24 protein-coding genes are annotated in these 20,923 nt (G+C 47.6%); all 24 read left to right on the forward strand.

Annotation, left to right across the window (positions count from 1 at the left end):
- The first annotated feature begins 69 nt into the window (after positions 1–69).
- On the forward strand, positions 70–666 hold the full coding sequence (locus tag KD909_RS00590; RefSeq protein WP_012727686.1) for a class I SAM-dependent methyltransferase: 597 nt from the start codon (positions 70–72) through the stop codon (positions 664–666).
- 193 nt (positions 667–859) lie between these two features.
- Complete coding sequence (rpoB, locus tag KD909_RS00595; RefSeq protein WP_074037866.1) at positions 860–4,408, forward strand: DNA-directed RNA polymerase subunit beta; 3,549 nt, start codon at positions 860–862, stop codon at positions 4,406–4,408.
- A 22-nt stretch (positions 4,409–4,430) separates the two neighbouring features.
- The gene (gene rpoC, locus KD909_RS00600; protein WP_012727684.1) at positions 4,431–8,030 is read left to right on the forward strand and encodes a DNA-directed RNA polymerase subunit beta'; all 3,600 of its coding nucleotides are present in this window, start codon (positions 4,431–4,433) and stop codon (positions 8,028–8,030) included.
- A gap of 290 nt (positions 8,031–8,320) precedes the next feature.
- Entirely contained in the window at positions 8,321–8,743 is a 423-nt protein-coding gene (gene rpsL, locus KD909_RS00605; protein WP_012727683.1) for a 30S ribosomal protein S12, read from the forward strand.
- Between the two features lie 48 nt (positions 8,744–8,791).
- Positions 8,792–9,259, forward strand: coding sequence for a 30S ribosomal protein S7 (gene rpsG, locus KD909_RS00610; protein ID WP_012727682.1), 468 nt, complete (start codon positions 8,792–8,794; stop codon positions 9,257–9,259).
- Between the two features lie 112 nt (positions 9,260–9,371).
- Positions 9,372–11,450, forward strand: a complete 2,079-nt coding sequence (gene fusA, locus KD909_RS00615; protein ID WP_012727681.1) for an elongation factor G — start codon at positions 9,372–9,374, stop codon at positions 11,448–11,450.
- A gap of 113 nt (positions 11,451–11,563) precedes the next feature.
- Positions 11,564–12,751, forward strand: a complete 1,188-nt coding sequence (tuf, locus tag KD909_RS00620) for an elongation factor Tu (protein WP_012727680.1) — start codon at positions 11,564–11,566, stop codon at positions 12,749–12,751.
- Positions 12,752–12,859: 108 nt separating this feature from the next.
- Complete coding sequence (locus KD909_RS00625) at positions 12,860–13,369, forward strand: hypothetical protein (protein ID WP_211782055.1); 510 nt, start codon at positions 12,860–12,862, stop codon at positions 13,367–13,369.
- A gap of 377 nt (positions 13,370–13,746) precedes the next feature.
- The gene (gene rpsJ / locus KD909_RS00630) at positions 13,747–14,055 is read left to right on the forward strand and encodes a 30S ribosomal protein S10 (protein WP_012727678.1); all 309 of its coding nucleotides are present in this window, start codon (positions 13,747–13,749) and stop codon (positions 14,053–14,055) included.
- A gap of 60 nt (positions 14,056–14,115) precedes the next feature.
- Positions 14,116–14,742, forward strand: coding sequence for a 50S ribosomal protein L3 (gene rplC / locus KD909_RS00635; RefSeq protein WP_012727677.1), 627 nt, complete (start codon positions 14,116–14,118; stop codon positions 14,740–14,742).
- Positions 14,743–14,770: 28 nt separating this feature from the next.
- Positions 14,771–15,394 carry a 50S ribosomal protein L4 gene (gene rplD, locus KD909_RS00640; protein ID WP_012727676.1) on the forward strand — a complete coding sequence of 208 codons (624 nt, stop codon included), beginning with the start codon at positions 14,771–14,773 and terminating at the stop codon, positions 15,392–15,394.
- Positions 15,394–15,675: a 50S ribosomal protein L23 gene (rplW, locus tag KD909_RS00645; protein ID WP_012727675.1), complete on the forward strand. Its 282-nt coding sequence runs from the start codon at positions 15,394–15,396 to the stop codon at positions 15,673–15,675. Before rplD ends, rplW begins: the two co-directional genes overlap by 1 nt.
- Positions 15,676–15,709: 34 nt before the next feature.
- Positions 15,710–16,540, forward strand: coding sequence for a 50S ribosomal protein L2 (rplB, locus tag KD909_RS00650; protein ID WP_012727674.1), 831 nt, complete (start codon positions 15,710–15,712; stop codon positions 16,538–16,540).
- Positions 16,541–16,606: 66 nt separating this feature from the next.
- Complete coding sequence (rpsS, locus tag KD909_RS00655; protein ID WP_012727673.1) at positions 16,607–16,882, forward strand: 30S ribosomal protein S19; 276 nt, start codon at positions 16,607–16,609, stop codon at positions 16,880–16,882.
- 20 nt (positions 16,883–16,902) lie between these two features.
- Complete coding sequence (gene rplV, locus KD909_RS00660; RefSeq protein WP_012727672.1) at positions 16,903–17,235, forward strand: 50S ribosomal protein L22; 333 nt, start codon at positions 16,903–16,905, stop codon at positions 17,233–17,235.
- A gap of 13 nt (positions 17,236–17,248) precedes the next feature.
- The gene (gene rpsC, locus KD909_RS00665) at positions 17,249–17,908 is read left to right on the forward strand and encodes a 30S ribosomal protein S3 (protein WP_012727671.1); all 660 of its coding nucleotides are present in this window, start codon (positions 17,249–17,251) and stop codon (positions 17,906–17,908) included.
- 32 nt (positions 17,909–17,940) lie between these two features.
- Entirely contained in the window at positions 17,941–18,378 is a 438-nt protein-coding gene (gene rplP / locus KD909_RS00670; RefSeq protein ID WP_012727670.1) for a 50S ribosomal protein L16, read from the forward strand.
- Positions 18,365–18,568 (forward strand): 50S ribosomal protein L29, encoded by a 204-nt coding sequence (rpmC, locus tag KD909_RS00675; protein WP_012727669.1) that lies wholly within the window; start codon positions 18,365–18,367, stop codon positions 18,566–18,568. The genes rplP and rpmC overlap by 14 nt, the downstream gene beginning before the upstream one ends.
- Positions 18,569–18,600: 32 nt before the next feature.
- Complete coding sequence (gene rpsQ / locus KD909_RS00680) at positions 18,601–18,861, forward strand: 30S ribosomal protein S17 (RefSeq protein WP_012727668.1); 261 nt, start codon at positions 18,601–18,603, stop codon at positions 18,859–18,861.
- A gap of 44 nt (positions 18,862–18,905) precedes the next feature.
- Positions 18,906–19,274 (forward strand): 50S ribosomal protein L14, encoded by a 369-nt coding sequence (rplN, locus tag KD909_RS00685; protein ID WP_012727667.1) that lies wholly within the window; start codon positions 18,906–18,908, stop codon positions 19,272–19,274.
- Positions 19,275–19,310: 36 nt separating this feature from the next.
- Positions 19,311–19,619, forward strand: coding sequence for a 50S ribosomal protein L24 (gene rplX / locus KD909_RS00690; protein WP_012727666.1), 309 nt, complete (start codon positions 19,311–19,313; stop codon positions 19,617–19,619).
- A gap of 32 nt (positions 19,620–19,651) precedes the next feature.
- Positions 19,652–20,191, forward strand: coding sequence for a 50S ribosomal protein L5 (gene rplE, locus KD909_RS00695; protein WP_012727665.1), 540 nt, complete (start codon positions 19,652–19,654; stop codon positions 20,189–20,191).
- A 20-nt stretch (positions 20,192–20,211) separates the two neighbouring features.
- Positions 20,212–20,481: a 30S ribosomal protein S14 gene (gene rpsN, locus KD909_RS00700; protein WP_012727664.1), complete on the forward strand. Its 270-nt coding sequence runs from the start codon at positions 20,212–20,214 to the stop codon at positions 20,479–20,481.
- Positions 20,482–20,512: 31 nt separating this feature from the next.
- The gene (gene rpsH, locus KD909_RS00705) at positions 20,513–20,911 is read left to right on the forward strand and encodes a 30S ribosomal protein S8 (RefSeq protein WP_012727663.1); all 399 of its coding nucleotides are present in this window, start codon (positions 20,513–20,515) and stop codon (positions 20,909–20,911) included.
- The last annotated feature ends 12 nt before the right edge of the window (positions 20,912–20,923 follow it).

A 20,923-nucleotide genomic window follows, 5' to 3' on the forward strand; every position in this document is an offset into this window, starting at 1 on the left:
CAACCTATAGAAGCTCGCCATGGCGAGCTTCTTTTATTTCCTTGAAGAATGGGTTAGGAGGTTCAACGCATGGGAGATCATTACTATACGAACGATCCACGTTCGGAAAGTGCCCCAGAGACATGGACGTATGAGTTGCGAGGGAAACAGTATCACTTCACTTCGGACCGCGGTGTGTTCTCGAAAGGGTCGGTCGATTTTGGGTCACGTCTTTTAATTGAAACGTTTGAGATGCCTGATGTGTCGGGACGTATTTTAGATGTAGGCTGCGGCTATGGTCCGATGGGGATCTCGCTTGCCGATGCCTCTGGGCGTGAGGCCTTGCTCATTGATGTGAATGAGCGTGCGCTGGCGCTCTCTGAGCAAAACGCCGCCCGTAATGGAGTGACGGTCGAAACACGGCTTTCTCACGCGTATGACGCGGTGGGGGGAGAACGGTTTGCCGCCATTGTCACCAATCCGCCGATTCGTGCGGGGAAACAAGTCGTCCATACGATCTTGCGTGAAGCACATACGCACCTCGTCGATGGAGGAGCAATCTATGTCGTCATTCAAAAGAAACAAGGAGCACCTTCTGCTAAAAAGTTATTAGAAGAGGTGTTTGGTCAAGTTGAAACGATCGCGAAAGAAAAAGGTTACTTTATTTTCCGAGCAATTCGGTCTTGACAAACGGTGAAGTCTTGTTGACTCGCTATAACGTATATGCTAACATTATAAAATGCCATTGGAATGGAATTCGCTTGAAACTGCCGTGTCTGCCGCTTTTTAGAGACGGAAAACGAGCGACATTCAATGACAATGTTCGATTATTACGCCCGAAAAATTCGCTAAAGAATTGGGGGTCTGAGAGGTGAATCAGTTGACTGGTCAACTTGTTCAGTACGGTCGTCACCGTCAGAGAAGAAGCTTTGCCCGTATCAGTGAGGTATTAGAGCTTCCGAATTTGATTGAAATTCAAACTGCTTCTTACGAGTGGTTCTTGCGTGAAGGATTGAAGGAAATGTTCACAGACATTTCACCGATTTCCGACTTCACAGGAAACCTCGTATTGGAGTTCATCGATTACTCGCTCAGTGAGCCGAAGTATTCAATCGATGAATCGAAGGAGCGCGACGTTACTTATTCTGCGCCACTTCGCGTAAAAGTGCGTCTCCAAAACAAAGAGACAGGTGAGCTCAAAGAACAAGAAGTGTTCATGGGGGATTTCCCGCTCATGACAGAATCGGGAACGTTTATCATCAATGGTGCAGAACGCGTCATCGTTTCCCAGCTTGTCCGTTCACCGAGCGTGTACTATAACGCTAAACTCGATAAAAACGGTAAACGTGGATTTGGCGCAACCGTCATCCCGAACCGTGGTGCTTGGCTCGAACTCGAGACAGACGCCAAAGATATCGTTTATGTTCGTATCGACCGTACCCGTAAAATTCCGGTAACGGTGTTGTTGCGTGCCCTCGGATTCGGTACGGACCAAGAAATTATCGACCTTCTCGGGGATGACGAATACCTTCGTAACACCCTTGAAAAAGATAATACAGAGTCTACAGAGAAAGCGTTGATCGAGATTTACGAGCGTCTCCGCCCTGGTGAACCACCAACGGTAGAAAATGCGAAGTCTCTTCTCGTGTCACGTTTCTTCGACCCGAAACGTTACGACTTAGCGAACGTCGGTCGCTATAAGATGAACAAAAAACTTCATCTTAAGAACCGTTTGTTCGGTCAAAAATTAGCGGAAACGCTCGTGGACCCGGAAACAGGCGAAGTACTCGCTGAAGCTGGAACAATCCTCGACCGCCGCAACTTAGATCGTATCCTCCCGCACTTGGAGAACGGCCTTGGCTATATCGATGCGGAACCAACTGGTGGTGTCGCTGAAGGTGAGCCATTCGGTCTTCAGTCAATCAAAGTCATCTCACCGGATGACCCAGATGGAGAGCGTATCTTGAACATCATCGGAAATGGCAATATCGATCGCAGCGTAAAACACATTACGCCAGCCGATATTATCGCTTCAATCAACTACTTCTTCAACTTACTTCACGAAGTCGGAACAACAGATGACATCGACCACTTAGGAAACCGTCGTCTTCGTTCAGTCGGAGAACTTCTCCAAAACCAATTCCGAATCGGGCTTTCCCGTATGGAACGTGTCGTAAAAGAACGTATGTCGATTCAAGATCAAAATGCGATCACACCACAGGCGCTCATCAACATCCGCCCGGTTATCGCATCACTTAAAGAGTTCTTCGGTAGCTCGCAATTGTCACAGTTCATGGACCAAACGAACCCGCTCGCAGAGCTCACGCACAAGCGTCGTCTCTCTGCACTTGGGCCGGGTGGTTTGACACGTGAGCGTGCCGGTTTCGAAGTTCGAGACGTTCACTATTCGCACTACGGTCGGATGTGTCCAATCGAAACACCAGAGGGACCGAACATCGGACTCATCAACTCACTCTCGTCTTATGCGAAAGTGAACGAGTACGGTTTCATCGAAGCACCATACCGTCGTGTTGACCCGGAAACAGGTCTTGTCACTGGCGACATTCAATATATGACGGCTGACGAGGAAGACCTCTATGTCGTCGCACAGGCAAACATGCCGCTCACAGAAGATGGCCACTTTGCAGACGAACAAGTTCTTTGCCGTTTCCGCGGACAAAACTTGTCAGTCGAGCCAAGTCGAGTGGACTACATGGACGTTTCGCCGAAACAGGTTGTTTCTGCCGCGACAGCATGTATCCCGTTCCTCGAGAACGATGACTCGAACCGTGCCCTCATGGGAGCGAACATGCAACGTCAAGCAGTACCGCTCCTTCAACCGGATTCACCGATTGTCGGTACCGGCATGGAGTACGTATCTGCGAAAGACTCTGGGGCAGCTATTGTTGCGAAATACCCAGGTGTCGTCGAACGCGTCACAGCGCGTGAAATCTTGATCCGTCGCACGTCTGACGTGAACGGTTCTGAAGTTTCAGGTGACCTTGACCGTTACAAACTTCAAAAATATGTCCGTTCGAACCAAGGGACATGTTATAACCAAAAACCAATCATCGCAGCGGGTGACCGTGTCGAAAAAGGAGAAATCCTTGCAGACGGTCCATCGATGGATATGGGTGAGCTCGCGCTCGGCCGTAACGTCGTCGTTGCCTTCATGACATGGGATGGTTACAACTACGAGGATGCGATCATCATGAGTGAGCGTCTCGTGAAAGATGACGTGTACACGTCGATTCATATCGAAGAGTACGAGTCAGAGTCACGCGACACGAAACTCGGACCAGAGGAAATCACACGTGATATTCCAAACGTCGGAGATGACGCACTTCGTAACTTGGACGATCGCGGAATTATCCGCATCGGAGCTGAAGTCAAGGATGGCGATATCCTCGTCGGTAAAGTAACACCTAAGGGCGTTACGGAATTGACAGCGGAAGAGCGTCTCTTGCACGCAATCTTCGGTGAGAAGGCACGTGAAGTACGTGATACGTCACTTCGTGTACCAAACGGTGGAGATGGAATCATCTTGGATGTCAAAGTGTTCGACCGTGAAAACGGTGACGAATTGTCTCCAGGCGTCAACCAAATGGTACGTGTCTATATCGTTCAAAAACGTAAGATTCACGAAGGGGATAAGATGGCGGGACGTCACGGTAACAAAGGTGTTATCTCGCGGATTCTCCCTGAAGAAGATATGCCATACATGCCAGACGGTACACCGGTTGACATCATGCTCAACCCGCTTGGGGTACCATCTCGTATGAACATCGGTCAGGTACTTGAACTCCACCTTGGTATGGCGGCGAAGAAGCTCGGCATCAAAGTGGCAACACCTGTATTCGATGGAGCGCGTGAGGAAGACGTATGGGCAACGATTGAAGAGGCTGGTATGGATAAAGATGCGAAAACGCGTCTCTACGATGGTCGTACGGGTGAACCGTTCGATAACCGCGTCTCGGTCGGTGTCATGTACATGATCAAACTCGCGCACATGGTTGATGACAAACTTCACGCTCGTTCGACAGGACCATACTCACTCGTCACGCAACAACCGCTCGGTGGTAAAGCACAGTTCGGTGGTCAGCGCTTCGGGGAGATGGAAGTTTGGGCTCTTGAAGCGTACGGCGCAGCCTACACGCTCCAAGAAATCTTGACAATCAAGTCGGATGACACGGTCGGTCGTGTGAAAGCATATGAGGCCATCGTGAAAGGCGAGAGCGTTCCGAAAGCGGGCGTTCCTGAATCATTCCGCGTCTTGATCAAAGAGCTTCAAGCGCTCGGTATGGAAGTCAAGATGATGTCAGCGGATGATGAAGAAGTCGAAATGAAAGATGAAGATGACGACAACATCCCGAACGCAACATCGGCGTTAGAACAAGTCGTTCAACCGACTGTTACGGAAGAGGAATAAGGCGAAAAGGGAGGTCGGCCCCTTGGTAGATGTTAATCGATTTGAATATATGAAAATCGGCTTGGCTTCATCAGAGAAGATCCGTTCGTGGTCTTACGGTGAAGTCAAAAAGCCGGAAACGATCAACTATCGTACACTTAAACCAGAGAAGGACGGATTATTCTGTGAACGAATCTTCGGTCCTACGAAAGACTGGGAATGTTACTGTGGGAAATACAAACGTATCCGTTATAAAGGAGTCATTTGTGACCGCTGTGGCGTTGAAGTGACGAAAGCGAAAGTGCGTCGCGAGCGAATGGGCCATATCGAGCTCGCGGCACCAGTTTCGCACATCTGGTACTTCAAAGGGATTCCAAGCCGCATGGGGCTTGTTCTCGACATGTCACCACGTGCGCTTGAAGAAGTCATTTACTTCGCATCTTACGTGGTCACAGAGCCAGGTGATACTCCGCTTGAGAAGAAACAACTTCTCTCGGAAAAAGAATTCCGTCTCTATCGTGAAAAATACGGTAGCGACTTCAAAGCAGACATGGGTGCTGAAGCCATCCGTACACTTCTTCAAGACGTTAATCTTGAAAAAGAAGTAGGCGAGCTTCGTGAAGAGTTGAAAACAGTCCAAGGTCAACGTCGTACACGTGCGATCAAGCGCTTGGAAGTTCTCGATGCATTCTTCACTTCAGGAAACAATCCAGACTGGATGATCCTTGAAGTACTTCCTGTCATCCCACCAGAGCTTCGCCCGATGGTACAGCTTGATGGTGGACGCTTTGCGACATCTGACTTGAACGATTTGTATCGTCGAGTCATCAACCGGAACAACCGTCTCAAACGTTTGCTCGACCTCGGCGCGCCGAACATCATCGTGCAAAACGAGAAACGTATGCTTCAAGAAGCGGTTGACGCCCTCATCGACAACGGTCGTCGTGGTCGTCCGGTAACAGGTCCTGGTAACCGTCCGCTTAAATCACTTTCACATATGTTGAAAGGAAAACAAGGTCGTTTCCGTCAAAACCTTCTCGGTAAACGGGTCGACTATTCAGGACGTTCGGTTATCGTCGTAGGTCCGAACTTGAAGATGTATCAGTGTGGTCTTCCAAAAGAGATGGCGCTTGAACTCTTCAAACCGTTCGTGATGAAAGAGCTTGTCGGTCGCGGCATCGCTTCAAACATCAAGAACGCCAAACGCAAAATCGAGAAGATGCAACCTGAAATCTGGGGCGTCCTTGAAGAAGTCATTCGTGAGCATCCGGTCCTCTTGAACCGTGCCCCGACACTTCACCGCCTTGGTATTCAAGCATTCGAACCGATTCTTGTTGAAGGTCGTGCGATTCGCCTTCACCCACTCGTATGTACGGCATACAACGCCGACTTCGATGGTGACCAAATGGCCGTCCACGTTCCGCTCTCTGCAGAAGCACAAGCGGAAGCACGTCTTCTCATGCTCGCTGCGCAGAACATCTTGAACCCGAAAGACGGAAAACCAGTTGTTACACCATCGCAGGATATGGTCCTCGGTAACTACTACATCTCACTCGAACGTGAAGATGCCGTCGGTCAAGGGAAAGTGTTCTCGAACGTCAACGAAGCGTTGATTGCTTACCAAAACGGTTATGTCCACTTGCACTCGCGTGTGGCACTTCCGGCGCGTACGCTCAACAACCCGACGTTCACAGACGAACAGAACGAGAAATTGCTCATTACGACAGTTGGTAAGATGATCTTCAACGAAATCTTGCCAAACACGTTCCCATACTTGAACGAGCCGACGATGGAAAACTTACAGGAAGCAACGCCTGATAAGTACTTCATCGACAAAGGGGCGAACGTTGCGGAAGAAATCGCATCACGTCCAATCATCGACCCGTTCAAAAAAGGTTTCCTTGGAAAAGTCATCGCGGAAGTGTTCCAGAAGTTTGAAACGACGGAAACAAGCCGCATGCTTGACCGGATGAAAGATCTTGGCTTCAAGCACTCGACAAAAGCAGGTGTGACGGTTGGGATTGCCGATATCATCGTACTTCCGGATAAACAAGAAATCCTTGATGAAGCACAAAAACAAGTCGACCAAATCATGAAGTCGTTCCGTCGTGGTCTCATCACTGAAGATGAGCGTTACGAGCGCGTTGTCCGTGCTTGGAACGAAGCGAAGGATGAAATTCAATCTCGATTGATGAAATCCCTCAACCGCTTGAACCCGATCTTCATGATGTCTGACTCAGGTGCCCGTGGTAACGCATCGAACTTTACGCAGCTTGCGGGTATGCGTGGTTTGATGGCCGCTCCATCTGGTCGCATCATCGAACTTCCAATCAAATCGTCATTCCGTGAAGGTCTGACGGTTCAAGAGTACTTCATCTCGACTCACGGGGCTCGTAAAGGTCTTGCCGATACAGCCTTGAAGACAGCCGATTCAGGTTACTTGACACGTCGTCTCGTTGACGTAGCGCAAGATGTCATCATCCGTGAAGAAGATTGTGGAACAGACCGCGGGATCCGTGTTTCTGCACTCCGCGAAGGTACGGAAGAAATCGAAAGCTTGTACGACCGTCTCGTCGGGCGTACATCGTTCGAAACGGTCACACACCCTGAAACGGGCGAAGTGTTGATCGATAAGAACGAATTGATCACAGAAGACATCGCGCGCATCATCGTTGATGCGGGTGTTGAAAAAGTTGAAATCCGTACAGCATTCACATGTAACACGTCACACGGCGTATGTAAGAAGTGTTACGGACGCAACTTGGCAACTGGATCAAATGTTGAAGTCGGGGAAGCCGTCGGTATCATTGCCGCACAATCAATCGGTGAGCCAGGAACGCAGCTTACAATGCGTACCTTCCACACAGGTGGGGTTGCCGGAGACGATATCACACAAGGTCTTCCACGTATCCAAGAGGTATTCGAAGCCCGTAACCCGAAAGGTCAAGCGGTCATCTCGGAAATCTCTGGTACGGTCATCGACTTCACAGAATCGCGTGACAAGCGTGAACTCACGGTCGAAGGATTCAGTGAGACTCGCTCATACACGATTCCATTCGGAGCTCGTCTCCGCGTTCAAATCGGCGACACAGTAGAAGCCGGTGAAGTCTTCACGGAAGGTTCGATCGATCCGAAAGAATTGCTCGCCGTCCGTGGTGTATCTGGTGTTCAGAACTATCTTCTCCAAGAAGTTCAAAAAGTTTACCGGATGCAAGGGGTAGAAATCGGTGATAAGCACGTTGAGGTCATGGTTCGCCAAATGCTTCGTCGTGTCAAAGTTATCGAATCAGGTGACACACCACTTCTCCCTGGATCACTCGTCGACATCAGCGTCTTCAAAGAAGCGTGTAAAGATGCGATTCGTGATGGAAAACACCCAGCGACTGCGAAACCAGTCCTTCTCGGAATCACGAAAGCCTCACTTGAGACAGATTCGTTCCTCTCAGCGGCTTCGTTCCAAGAAACGACTCGCGTCTTGACAGATGCAGCAATCAAAGGGAAACGTGACTATCTCCTCGGACTCAAAGAGAACGTCATCATCGGTAAGCTCGTTCCAGCTGGTACTGGAATGGCCGTCTACCGTGATGTGGAACTCAAAGAAGATGAGGCGCCAGTTGCGCTCGAAGATACAACAGTCGAGTAAAATACGTCTTGACAGCGCAGGTTGGCGGTGCTACTATGATTTAGTGCCGCCAATCGGTTGTTGTCGATGACAACGATGTCCAGCAGTCGGCAAGCTACTTGGACGTCCATCCGAACTTTCTACGGGAAGGTTTGGCTGCTACAATTGCCACTTTCAAGGTATAACTCACGTTTTTGCGAGGTCATGGAATGCCTACGCCTCGTAAAAACGTTTCGTTATGACCTTAAATGAACCACCCGGGTCGGTGGGACTAGAAAATAGCAACATTCAGGAAGGGAGGATCTTCAAAGATGCCTACTATTAACCAGTTAGTCCGTAAAGGACGTAAATCGAAAGTCGTGAAATCTGACTCTCCAGCACTTAACAAAGGTTACAACAGTTTCATCAAGTCACAAACAAACGTGAGCTCGCCACAAAAACGTGGTGTTTGTACACGTGTTGGTACAATGACTCCGAAGAAACCGAACTCGGCGCTTCGTAAGTATGCTCGTGTTCGTTTGACTAACCAAATCGAAGTGACTGCGTACATCCCAGGTATTGGCCACAACCTTCAAGAACACAGCGTTGTTCTTATCCGTGGAGGACGTGTAAAAGACTTACCAGGGGTACGTTACCACATCGTTCGTGGTGCGCTTGACACTGCAGGTGTTGATGGACGTATGCAAGGCCGTTCTAAATACGGTACGAAACGTCCGAAAGCTGCGAAGAAGTAATTCTCGCAAACTAAACTACAATTGAAATTTTGAAAGGAGGGTACTCGGATGCGTAAAAACCGTGCAGAACGTCGTGACGTTATCGCAGATCCGATCTACAACTCGAAATTGGTAACTCGCCTCATTAACCGTGTCATGTTAGACGGTAAAAAAGGTACAGCTCAAACTATCATTTACAACGCATTTGGCATCATCGCTGAACGCTCAGGCAAAGAGCCTATGGAAGTGTTCGAAGAAGCAATGAACAACATCATGCCTGTACTTGAAGTTAAAGCACGCCGTGTAGGTGGAGCTAACTACCAAGTTCCTGTAGAAGTTCGTCCAGAGCGCCGTACAACACTTGGTCTTCGTTACCTCGTGAACTACGCTCGTCTCCGCAACGAAAAAACGATGGAGCAACGTATCGCGAACGAAATCATGGATGCAGCCAACAACACTGGTGCATCTGTTAAGAAACGCGAAGACATGCATAAAATGGCAGAAGCTAACAAAGCGTTTGCTCACTATCGTTGGTAATTTAATCGTAAAGTCCACTCCGCCAAGCATGGCTTAACGGAGTGGCTTTCGGGTATAATCATATCGTGTGCGCGCACACGAAAATCAAACATGCGGAAGGAGAATACCCAGTATGGCAAGAGAATTCTCCCTAAAGAATACTCGTAACATCGGGATCATGGCTCACATCGATGCCGGTAAAACGACAACAACTGAACGTATTCTTTATTACACAGGTCGTATCCATAAAATTGGTGAAACGCACGAAGGTGCTTCACAAATGGACTGGATGGAGCAGGAGCAAGAGCGTGGAATCACGATCACTTCGGCTGCGACAACTGCACAGTGGAATGGCCACCGTGTAAACATCATCGATACACCTGGACACGTAGACTTCACTGTAGAAGTTGAACGTTCACTCCGTGTACTTGATGGTGCGGTTGCTGTACTTGACGCTCAGTCAGGTGTAGAACCACAAACAGAAACTGTATGGCGTCAAGCGACGACATATGGTGTACCACGTGTCGTATTCGTCAACAAGATGGATAAAATCGGCGCAGACTTCTTGTACTCTGTGAAGACGCTCCACGATCGTCTTCAAGCGAACGCTTACGCGATCCAACTCCCAATCGGAGCAGAGGACGATTTCAAAGGGATCATCGATCTCGTTGAAATGAAAACTTACATGTACAACAACGACCTCGGTACTGACATCGAAGTAACAGATGGCTTCCCAGCTGACATGGCTGACCAAGCTGAAGAACTTCGCGGTCAATTAATCGAAGGTGTTGCTGACTTCAACGAAGAGTTGATGATGAAGTACCTTGAAGGTGAAGAGATTTCAATCGATGAATTGAAAGCTGCAATCCGTCAAGCGACACTTAGCGTTGAATTCTACCCTGTACTCGTTGGTTCTGCCTTCAAGAACAAAGGTGTTCAGCTCATGCTTAACGCCGTTGTTGATTACCTCCCATCACCAGTTGATGTAGAGTCAATCAAAGGGATCAACCTCGATACAGAGGAAGAAATCACACGTGAGCCTTCTGACGAAGCTCCATTCTCAGCACTTGCGTTCAAAGTTATGACTGACCCTTACGTCGGTAAATTGACGTTCTTCCGCGTGTACTCTGGTACAGCTGAAGCGGGATCATACGTGAAGAACTCGACTAAAGGGAAGCGTGAGCGTCTCGGTCGTATCCTTCAAATGCACGCAAACAGCCGTGAAGAGATTCCAATGGTATTCGCTGGGGACATCGCCGCTGCTGTTGGTTTCAAAGACACGACTACTGGTGACACGCTTTGCTCTGAGAAAGATAACATCGTTCTCGAGTCAATGACGTTCCCAGAACCAGTTATCTCGGTTGCAATCGAGCCTAAATCGAAAGCAGACCAAGATAAGATGGGTCAAGCTCTTGCGAAACTCGCAGAAGAAGATCCAACATTCCGCACTGAAACAAACCCTGAGACTGGTCAAACGATCATCTCTGGTATGGGTGAGCTTCACCTTGACATCCTCGTTGACCGTATGCGTCGCGAATTCAAAGTAGAAGCTAACGTTGGTGCACCACAAGTTGCTTACCGTGAAACAATCCGTGGCGCTGCGAAGATCGATTCGAAATTCGTTCGTCAGTCTGGTGGACGCGGTCAGTACGGTCACGTTGTCGTAGAATTCGAGCCGAACGAAGAAGGCGCTGGATTCGAGTTCGAGAACAAGATCGTCGGTGGTGTTGTACCACGTGAATACGTCCCTGCTGTTCAAAACGGGATTGAAGAAGCTCTCGAAAACGGTATCCTCGCTGGTTACCCAGTAGTAGACGTTAAAGCTCGTCTCGTATTCGGATCGTACCACGATGTCGACTCGAACGAGATGGCGTTTAAAGTTGCTGCTTCGATGGCGGTTAAACAACTTAAGGACCAAGCGAAAGCTGTCATCCTTGAGCCAATGATGCGTGTTGAAGTTGTTATCCCAGAAGAATACATGGGTGACATCATGGGTGACGTTACGTCACGCCGTGGACGCGTAGAAGGTATGGAAGCTCGCGGTAACGCACAAGTCGTTAAAGCGATGATTCCACTTTCAGAAATGTTCGGTTACGCAACATCACTTCGTTCACGTACACAAGGACGTGGAACGTACTCGATGCACTTCGATCACTACGAAGAAGTACCGAAATCAATCGCTGAAGAAATCGTCAAAAAAGCGAACGGCTAATAACGGTTGTATCGCTAGATTGATTGTTGTAAGCTAAGGAGGACGTATGTTAAAAGTAGCCTACGTCTTCCTAGTTAAATAAAACTAATCGTTTAATAGAGGAGGAATCTAGAATGGGTAAAGAAAAATTCGACCGTTCTAAACCGCACGTTAACGTTGGTACAATCGGCCACGTCGACCACGGTAAAACAACTTTGACTGCAGCAATCTCTGCTGTACTTTCAAAAGCACAAGGTAAAGCAGCTACTAAGTTCGACCAAATCGATGGTGCTCCAGAAGAGCGCGAGCGCGGTATCACAATCGCAACAGCTCACATCGAGTACGAAACTGACAAGCGTCACTACGCACACGTTGACTGCCCAGGACACGCTGACTATGTTAAAAACATGATCACTGGTGCTGCACAAATGGACGGCGCGATCCTCGTTGTATCTGCAACAGATGGCCCAATGCCACAAACACGTGAGCACATCCTTCTTTCACGTCAAGTAGGTGTTCCTTACATCGTAGTATTCATGAACAAAGTTGACATGGTAGACGACGAAGAGCTTCTCGAACTCGTTGAAATGGAAATCCGTGAACTTCTTTCTGAATACGACTTCCCAGGCGACGACCTCCCTGTAATCAAAGGTTCTGCACTTGGCGCACTTAACGGTGAAGCTCAGTGGGAAGAAAAAGTTATGGAACTCATGAACGCTGTTGATGAGTACATCCCAGAACCAGTTCGTGACACTGAAAAAGACTTCATGATGCCTGTTGAGGACGTATTCTCAATCACTGGTCGTGGTACTGTAGCGACTGGTCGTGTTGAGCGTGGTGTTCTCCGCGTCAACGACGAGATCGAAATCGTTGGTCTTACAGAAGAAACGAAGAAAACTGTATGTACTGGTGTAGAGATGTTCCGTAAGCTTCTTGACTATGCTGAAGCTGGCGACAACATCGGTGCACTTCTCCGTGGTGTATCACGTGACGACATCGAGCGTGGACAAGTACTTGCTAAGCCAGGTTCAATCACACCACACTCTAAATTCAAAGCATCAATCTACGTTCTTTCTAAAGAAGAGGGTGGCCGTCACACGCCATTCTTCGCGAACTACCGCCCGCAGTTCTACTTCCGTACAACTGACGTAACAGGTATCGTTCACCTTCCAGAAGGTACTGAAATGGTAATGCCAGGAGATAACATCGAGTTGACGATCGAATTGATTTCTACAATCGCGATCGAAGACGGTACACGTTTCTCTATCCGTGAGGGTGGCCGTACTGTAGGTGCTGGTTCAGTAACAGAAATCATCGAGTAATCGATTGGTTCAACTGAACAACATGAAGCAGTCCGCAATATGCGGGCTGCTTTTTTGTGTTTTCATCACAACATGTTAAGATGAGGCATACGAGAAAGGAGTGGCGTCATGTTGAAGCAATTAGAGACCATTTGTCGCTTGAATGGGATTGCGTATCGCATTGGCGGTTCTGAGCTGTTAAAGCATCATGGCATCGTCGAGGTAACGAATGACATCGATGTTTTTGTGGAACCGGACCAGTTTGAAAAAATCGATCGCGTACTCAGTCGCGCCGGGGAGAAGAAACCGTCAGACCCTCACGACGCATACGTAACGACCTACTTTGGAGAGTATGTATTCGAGGGGACAGATGTGGACGTCATGTCTAGTTTCCGGATGAAGTGTACCGACGGAATCTATACACATCCTTTCATTGAACCGGATGGACAATGGATGCACCTAGAGGAATGGGTCGTCCTTTACACGGTCATCGGACGAGAGGATAAACTAGCGTCATTGGTCCGCTATTTAAAGACGCATAGTATTAATGAAGGAATTGTTCAAGACTGTTTGAAACGAGCCCCACAATCGGTCATAGAAGGGGTGACAGAGCGTTTTGGAGAGGTGATGAAACGCTAGGTCGAGTTGACATGGGAGTTCGTTTGAAAAATAGTTCAATAAAAGAATGAATTTTTACTTGCAAAAGCTCGCGAATCTTGTTACATTAGGGAACGTTGAGCAACTCATCAGACAACCAGCAACTTCAAAAATCTAATCTTGCATTCCATGACCAGATTAGATATAATGATTAAGTGTTTGTGCGAGTGGTGAGAGACTTTACAGCAGAAAACGGGTCCAATCGTTGATTTGCAATGATCGGATGCCTCTGCTGACACAAGCACGCTGCGTTGAAGCGGGAGGTTATGACACGCCAGGCAGCATTGCCATGGCCGGTGTGGAAATTTCCGCGGAGAATTGTCTATTTTTAAAATAGGCGACAAAGGAGGGAAACAAACATGGCAAATGAAAAAATTCGTATTCGTTTAAAAGCATATGACCATCGCGTTCTCGATCAATCAGCTGAGAAGATCGTTGACACTGCGAAGCGTTCAGGTGCAAAGGTATCGGGTCCAATCCCGCTCCCAACTGAAAAATCGATTTACACGATCCTTCGTGCGGTTCACAAGTACAAAGATGCTCGTGAGCAGTTCGAAATGCGTACACACAAACGCTTGATCGACATCGTAAATCCAACACCGAAAACAGTCGATGCGCTTATGCGTCTCGAGTTACCATCAGGTGTAGACATCGAAATCAAACTTTAATTCTTCATATAGTAGATACTAGCCAGAAGAGACAATAATTATTAACAGGAGGTGTATCTCATGGCTAAAGGAATCTTAGGAACAAAACTTGGTATGACTCAAATCTTCAACGAAGCAGGCGAAGTTGTACCAGTAACAGTAGTTGCTGTAGAAGGTAACGTCGTTCTTCAACTTAAAACAGTTGACACAGACGGTTACGAAGCAGTTCAACTTGGTTTCGGAGACATCAAAGAATCACGTCAAAACAAACCATCAAAAGGTCACGCAGCGAAAGCAAACGCGACACCTAAGCGCTTCATCAAAGAAGTTCGTACTTCAGTAGAAGGATACGAAATCGGTCAAGAGATTAAGGCAGACATTTTCGCTGCAGGTGAATTAGTAGACGTAACAGGTACATCGAAAGGTAAAGGATTCCAAGGTGCGATCAAGCGTCACGGACAATCACGTGGACCAATGGCTCACGGTTCGCGCTACCACCGTCGTCCTGGTTCGATGGGTCCTGTCGCTCCTAACCGCGTATTTAAAGGGAAACTTCTTCCTGGTCAAATGGGTGGAGAGCGTAAAACAATTCAAAACCTTGAAGTCGTTAAAGTTGATGTGGAACGTGGCCTTCTCCTCGTGAAAGGTGCTATCCCAGGCGCTCGTAAATCGAACGTCATCATCAAATCAGCGGTCAAAGGTAACTAATTAACTGCACGGAAAGGAGGAATTACGAATGCCTAAAGTAGCTTTGCTTAACCAAACAGGTTCACAAGTTGGCGAAATCGAATTGGCAGAAGCCATCTTCGGAATCGAGCCAAACGAATCAGTACTTTACGACGCAATCGTCATGCAACAAGCATCACGCCGTCAAGGTACTCACGATACGAAAGGTCGCTCGGAAGTACGCGGTGGCGGCCGTAAACCATGGAAACAAAAGGGAACTGGTCGTGCGCGCCAAGGTTCTATCCGCTCACCACAATGGGTTGGTGGTGGTACAGTCTTCGGTCCAACACCACGTTCATACTCTTACAAACTTCCTAAGAAGGTTCGTCGTTTAGCACTTCTCTCGGCTCTTTCGTCGAAAGTACAAAACAACGAAATCATCGTCCTCGAAGGCCTTGCTTTCGATGCACCAAAAACAAAAGATATGGCTGCTGTACTCAACAGCTTATCAGTAGAACGTAAGGCTCTTGTAGTCACAGCGGACTACAATGAGACTATCGCTCTCGCAGCTCGTAACATCCCAGGAGTGACTGTGATCGACGCAGCAGGCGTAAACGTTCTTGACCTCGTTGCTAACGACAAAGTCATCTTCACTAAAGATGCGGTTGCGAAGGTAGAGGAGGTGCTTGCATAATGGCTCAAGCATACGATATCATCAAACGTCCGATCATCACTGAGCGTTCAGTTAGCCTCATGGAAGCTAACAAATACGTTTTCGAAATCGACGTAAAAGCGACTAAATCGCAAGTGAAACACGCTATCGAAACAATCTTCAACGTGAAAGTTGCTTCGGTAAACACAATGAACTACAAACCGAAAGCGAAACGTGTCGGTCGTCACTCTGGTTACACAGCTCGTCGTAAAAAAGCGATCGTAACCCTTGCTGAAGGCAACACAATCGACTTCCTCGGTTAATTAACTACCTTAGAAGAAAAGGAGGGAATCCTCGATGGCAATCAAAAAGTTTAAGCCGACCACTAACGGTCGTCGTAACATGACATCTCTCGACTTTGCAGAGATCACAACGAATCGCCCTGAAAAATCGTTAACTGAAAAGCTTTCGAAAAAAGGCGGACGTAACAACCAAGGTCGCTTGACTGTTCGTCACCAAGGTGGCGGTCACAAGCGTAAATACCGTATCATCGATTTCAAACGTAACAAAGATGGCGTTGCAGGACGCGTAGCAACGATCGAATACGATCCAAACCGTTCAGCAAACATCGCACTCATCAACTATGTAGATGGTGAGAAACGTTACATCCTCGCTCCTAAGGGCATCAAAGTAGGCATGGAAATCATGTCTGGTCCTGAAGCGGATATCAAAGTGGGGAACGCTCTTCCACTCGTAAACATCCCTGTCGGTACAACAATCCACAACATCGAGCTTAAGCCTGGTAAAGGCGGTCAGCTAGTTCGTGCGGCTGGTGCATCGGCACAAATCCAAGGACGTGACGGCAAGTACGTCATCGTTCGTCTTCAATCAGGTGAATCACGCTTGTTCCTCGGCACTTGCCGCGCGACAATCGGTTCAGTTGGTAACGAAGAACACGAACTCGTAAACATCGGTAAAGCAGGACGTTCACGTTGGTTAGGCAAACGCCCAACAGTACGTGGTTCTGTAATGAACCCGGTTGATCACCCACACGGTGGTGGTGAAGGTCGTGCGCCAATCGGTCGTTCGGGCCCACTTACTCCTTGGGGTAAACCAGCTCTTGGTCTTAAGACTCGTAAGAAAAACAAATCGAGCGACATGTACATCCTTCGTCGCCGTAAGAAATAATTACTACATGATTCTCGGGCGGTTCGAAAGGGCCGTTCCCGAATCATTCCAAAGGGAGGTTCTAACATGGGTCGCAGCTTGAAAAAAGGTCCATTCGCAGATCACCACTTACTCGCTAAAGTTGACAAACTCAACGAATCTGGTGAGAAGCAAGTCATCAAAACTTGGTCACGTCGCTCGACGATCTTCCCAGAATTCATGGGTCACACGTTCGGTGTGCACGATGGTCGTAAACACGTACCAGTATTCGTGACAGAAGACATGGTTGGTCACAAACTTGGTGAATTCGCTCCAACACGCACGTACAAAGGTCACGGATCAGACAAGAAAACGAAACGGTAATTTGAGGGGAGGTCAAATCCATGCAAGCTAAAGCATCAGCTAATATGGTCCGTCTTGCTCCTCGCAAAGCACGTCTCGTTGTAGACTTAATTCGCGGGAAACAAGTCGGCGAAGCGCTCTCTGTCCTTGCTCACACGAACAAGGCAGCATCGCCAGTCGTTGAAAAAGTATTAAAATCAGCGATTGCTAACGCAGAGCACAACTACGATATGAACATTGAGAACCTCGTTGTAACAGAAGCTTACGTAAACGAAGGTCCAACACTCAAACGCTTCCGCCCACGTGCGATGGGTCGCGCAAGCCGTATTAACAAACGCACAAGCCACATCCACATCGTGGTAACTGAGAAATAAGGAGGGATATGTAGTGGGTCAAAAGGTAAATCCGCACGGTCTTCGCGTTGGTGTTATCAAAGACTGGGATTCGCGTTGGTACGCTGAGAAAGACTACGCTGATCTCCTTCATGAAGACTTCGTTATTCGTGAATACATCGAAAACAAAATGAAGGATGCTAGTGTTTCTAAAGTTGAAATCGAACGCGCTGCAAACCGCGTGAACATTTCGCTTCACACTGCGAAGCCAGGTATGGTAATCGGTAAAGGTGGTTCTGAAATCGAATCACTCCGTAAACACATTACAAAAATCGCTGACGGAAAACGCGTTCACATCAACGTTGTTGAAGTGAAAAACGCTGACGCTGTTGCGAAGCTTGTAGCAGAAAACATTGCTCGTCAATTGGAAGGTCGCGTATCATTCCGTCGTGCAATGAAACAATCTATTCAACGTTCGATGCGTACTGGCATCAAAGGGATCAAAACAGAAGTTTCTGGTCGTCTTGGTGGCGCTGATATCGCTCGTTCAGAGAAGTACTCGGAAGGAACAGTTCCACTTCACACACTCCGTGCCGACATCGACTACGGAACAGCTGAAGCTGACACAACTTACGGTAAAATCGGCGTAAAAGTTTGGTTATACCACGGTGAAGTTCTTCCAACAAAAAACAACACAGCGAAAAACGCTGAATAATAAACACTCTTTCAGGAAGGAGGCAACACACTATGTTGTTACCTAAACGCGTGAAATATCGTCGTGTACACCGTGGCAAAATGCGCGGGAACGCTAAACGCGGCACAACTGTACACTTCGGTGAGTTCGGTCTCCAAGCTCTCGAAGCGAGCTGGATTACAAACCGTCAAATCGAATCAGCACGTATTGCAATGACACGTTATATGAAACGTGGTGGTAAAGTGTGGATTAAGATCTTCCCACACAAGCCGTACACTAAAAAGCCTCTCGAAGTCCGAATGGGTTCGGGTAAAGGTGCTCCAGAAGGCTGGGTAGCTGTAGTTAAGCCTGGCAAAGTAATGTTCGAAATCGCAGGTGTATCTGAGGAAGTGGCACGTGAGGCACTTCGTCTTGCATCGCACAAACTTCCAGTAAAATGTAAGTTCGTGAAACGTGAAGAAAATGGTGGTGATACGAATGAAAGCAACTGATCTCCGTCAATCAACAACTGAAGAGCTCAACGGTAAAGTGGGCGAGTGGAAAGAAGAACTCTTTAACCTTCGCTTCCAACTTGCTACAGGTCAGCTTGAGAATCCTGCTCGTATCCGTGAAGTACGCAAGTCGATTGCGCGTGCTAAAACGATTCTTCGTGAACGCGAACTCGGCATCAACAACGGCTAATTACATCGGATTCTTGAGAGGAGGTAACACTCATGGAACGCAACAACCGTAAAGTGTTCACTGGTCGCGTCGTGTCTGACAAAATGGACAAAACGATCGTCGTCGCAGTAGAAACAAAGGTTCGTCATAAACTTTATGGCAAACGTGTAAACTACACGAAGAAATACAAAGCACACGATGAGAACAACGTCGCTAAAGTGGGCGATATCGTTCGCATCGCGGAAACACGTCCTCTTTCTAAAGACAAACGTTTCCGTCTTGTAACAGTAGTAGAAGAATCAGTAATCATCTAATAACAGTTCGGATTTATTAAACATCCGGAGGGAGGTACACTCGCATGATTCAACAAGAATCTCGCTTGAAAGTAGCAGACAACTCTGGCGCGCGTGAACTGTTGACAATTAAAGTTCTCGGTGGTTCTGGTCGTAAGACTGCAAACATCGGTGACATCATCGTCGCAACGGTAAAACAAGCAACACCAGGTGGCGTTGTTAAAAAAGGTGACGTTGTCAGAGCAGTTGTCGTTCGTACAAAACGCGGCGCTCGTCGTAAAGATGGTTCGTACATCCGTTTCGATGAGAACGCAGCAGTCATTATCAAAGATGACAAGAGCCCACGCGGCACACGGATCTTCGGGCCAGTTGCACGTGAACTTCGTGAAAAAGAATTCATGAAGATCGTTTCGTTGGCACCGGAAGTACTTTAATTTCCAATTTCAATCCTATAAGGAGGTGCGCAAACGATGCATGTTAAAAAAGGCGATACAGTCCAGGTAATGTCTGGTAAAGATAAAGGCAAGCAAGGGGTTATCCTCAAAGCTATGCCAAGCAAAAACCGCGTAGTGGTTGAAGGCGTAAACGTGATGAAAAAACACGCGAAACCTTCACAAGCGAATCCACAAGGCGGGATCCTTGAGATCGAAGCACCAATTCACGTCTCGAACGTAATGCCACTCGACCCTAAAACTGGCAAACCAACTCGCGTTGGTTTCAAAGTAGTCGATGGTAAAAAAGTTCGTGTCGCGAAATCGGGCGAATCACTCGATAAATAAGAAGAACGTGACGAAAGGAGGTCCATTCGACTATGAACCGTTTGCAAGAGAAGTATAAAAGCGACATCGTGAAAGCGATGATGGATAAATTCAACTATGACTCGGTCATGCAAGTACCGAAAATCGAAAAGATTGTCATCAACATGGGTGTAGGTGACGCTGTTTCGAACTCGAAAGCACTTGACATGGCAGTTGAAGAATTAACAATTCTTTCAGGTCAAAAACCACTCGTAACGAAAGCGAAGAAATCAATCGCTGGTTTCAAACTTCGTGAAGGTATGCCAATCGGTGCGAAGGTTACACTTCGTGGCGAGCGCATGTACGATTTCCTCGACAAATTGGTAACTGTTTCACTTCCACGTGTACGTGACTTCCGCGGTGTATCGAAGAAAGCATTCGACGGACGCGGTAACTACACGCTTGGCGTGAAAGAGCAACTTATTTTCCCTGAGATCGATTACGATAAAGTATCTAAAGTACGCGGTATGGACATCGTTGTTGTTACAACAGCAAACACAGACGAAGAAGCACGTGAATTGCTCACACTTCTCGGTATGCCATTCCAAAAATAATCTAGAGGGAGGTCGACAACATGGCTAAAAAGTCAATGGTGAATCGCGAACTTAAACGCGAGAAACTCGTTGCCCAGTACGCTGAAAAGCGTGCGAAGTTGAAAGCTGAAGGCGATTATATCGGACTCAGCAAATTGCCACGTAACTCGTCACCTGTACGCTTGCACAACCGTTGCAGCATCACAGGTCGTCCGCATGGTTACATGGGTAAATTCGGGATCAGCCGTATCAAGTTCCGTGATCTTGCATACAAAGGTCAAATCCCTGGTGTTAAAAAAGCAAGCTGGTAATCCACTAACAGTGTGAAAGGAGGTACATCGCATGGTAATGACAGACCCTATTGCAGATATGCTTACACGTATCCGTAACGCTAACATGGTTCGCCATGAAAAAATGGAGCTTCCAGCTTCGAACATTAAACGTGAGATCGCTGAAATCCTTAAGCGTGAAGGTTTCATTCGCGATGTTGAATATATCGAGGACGCTAAACAAGGTACACTTCGTCTTTTCCTTAAATATGGAGCAAGCAACGAACGTGTAATCACTGGTCTCAAACGTATTTCGAAACCAGGTCTTCGCGTATACGCAAAAGCTGATGAAGTACCTAAAGTACTCGGAGGACTCGGGATCGCAGTTCTTTCGACATCTAAAGGTCTTATGACTGATAAAGAAGCTCGCCAACAACAAGTCGGCGGCGAAGTGATCGCCTACATCTGGTAAGTCACTTTTCTA

The organism is Exiguobacterium sp. PFWT01, assembly GCF_018255795.1.
Classification (GTDB): domain Bacteria; phylum Bacillota; class Bacilli; order Exiguobacteriales; family Exiguobacteriaceae; genus Exiguobacterium.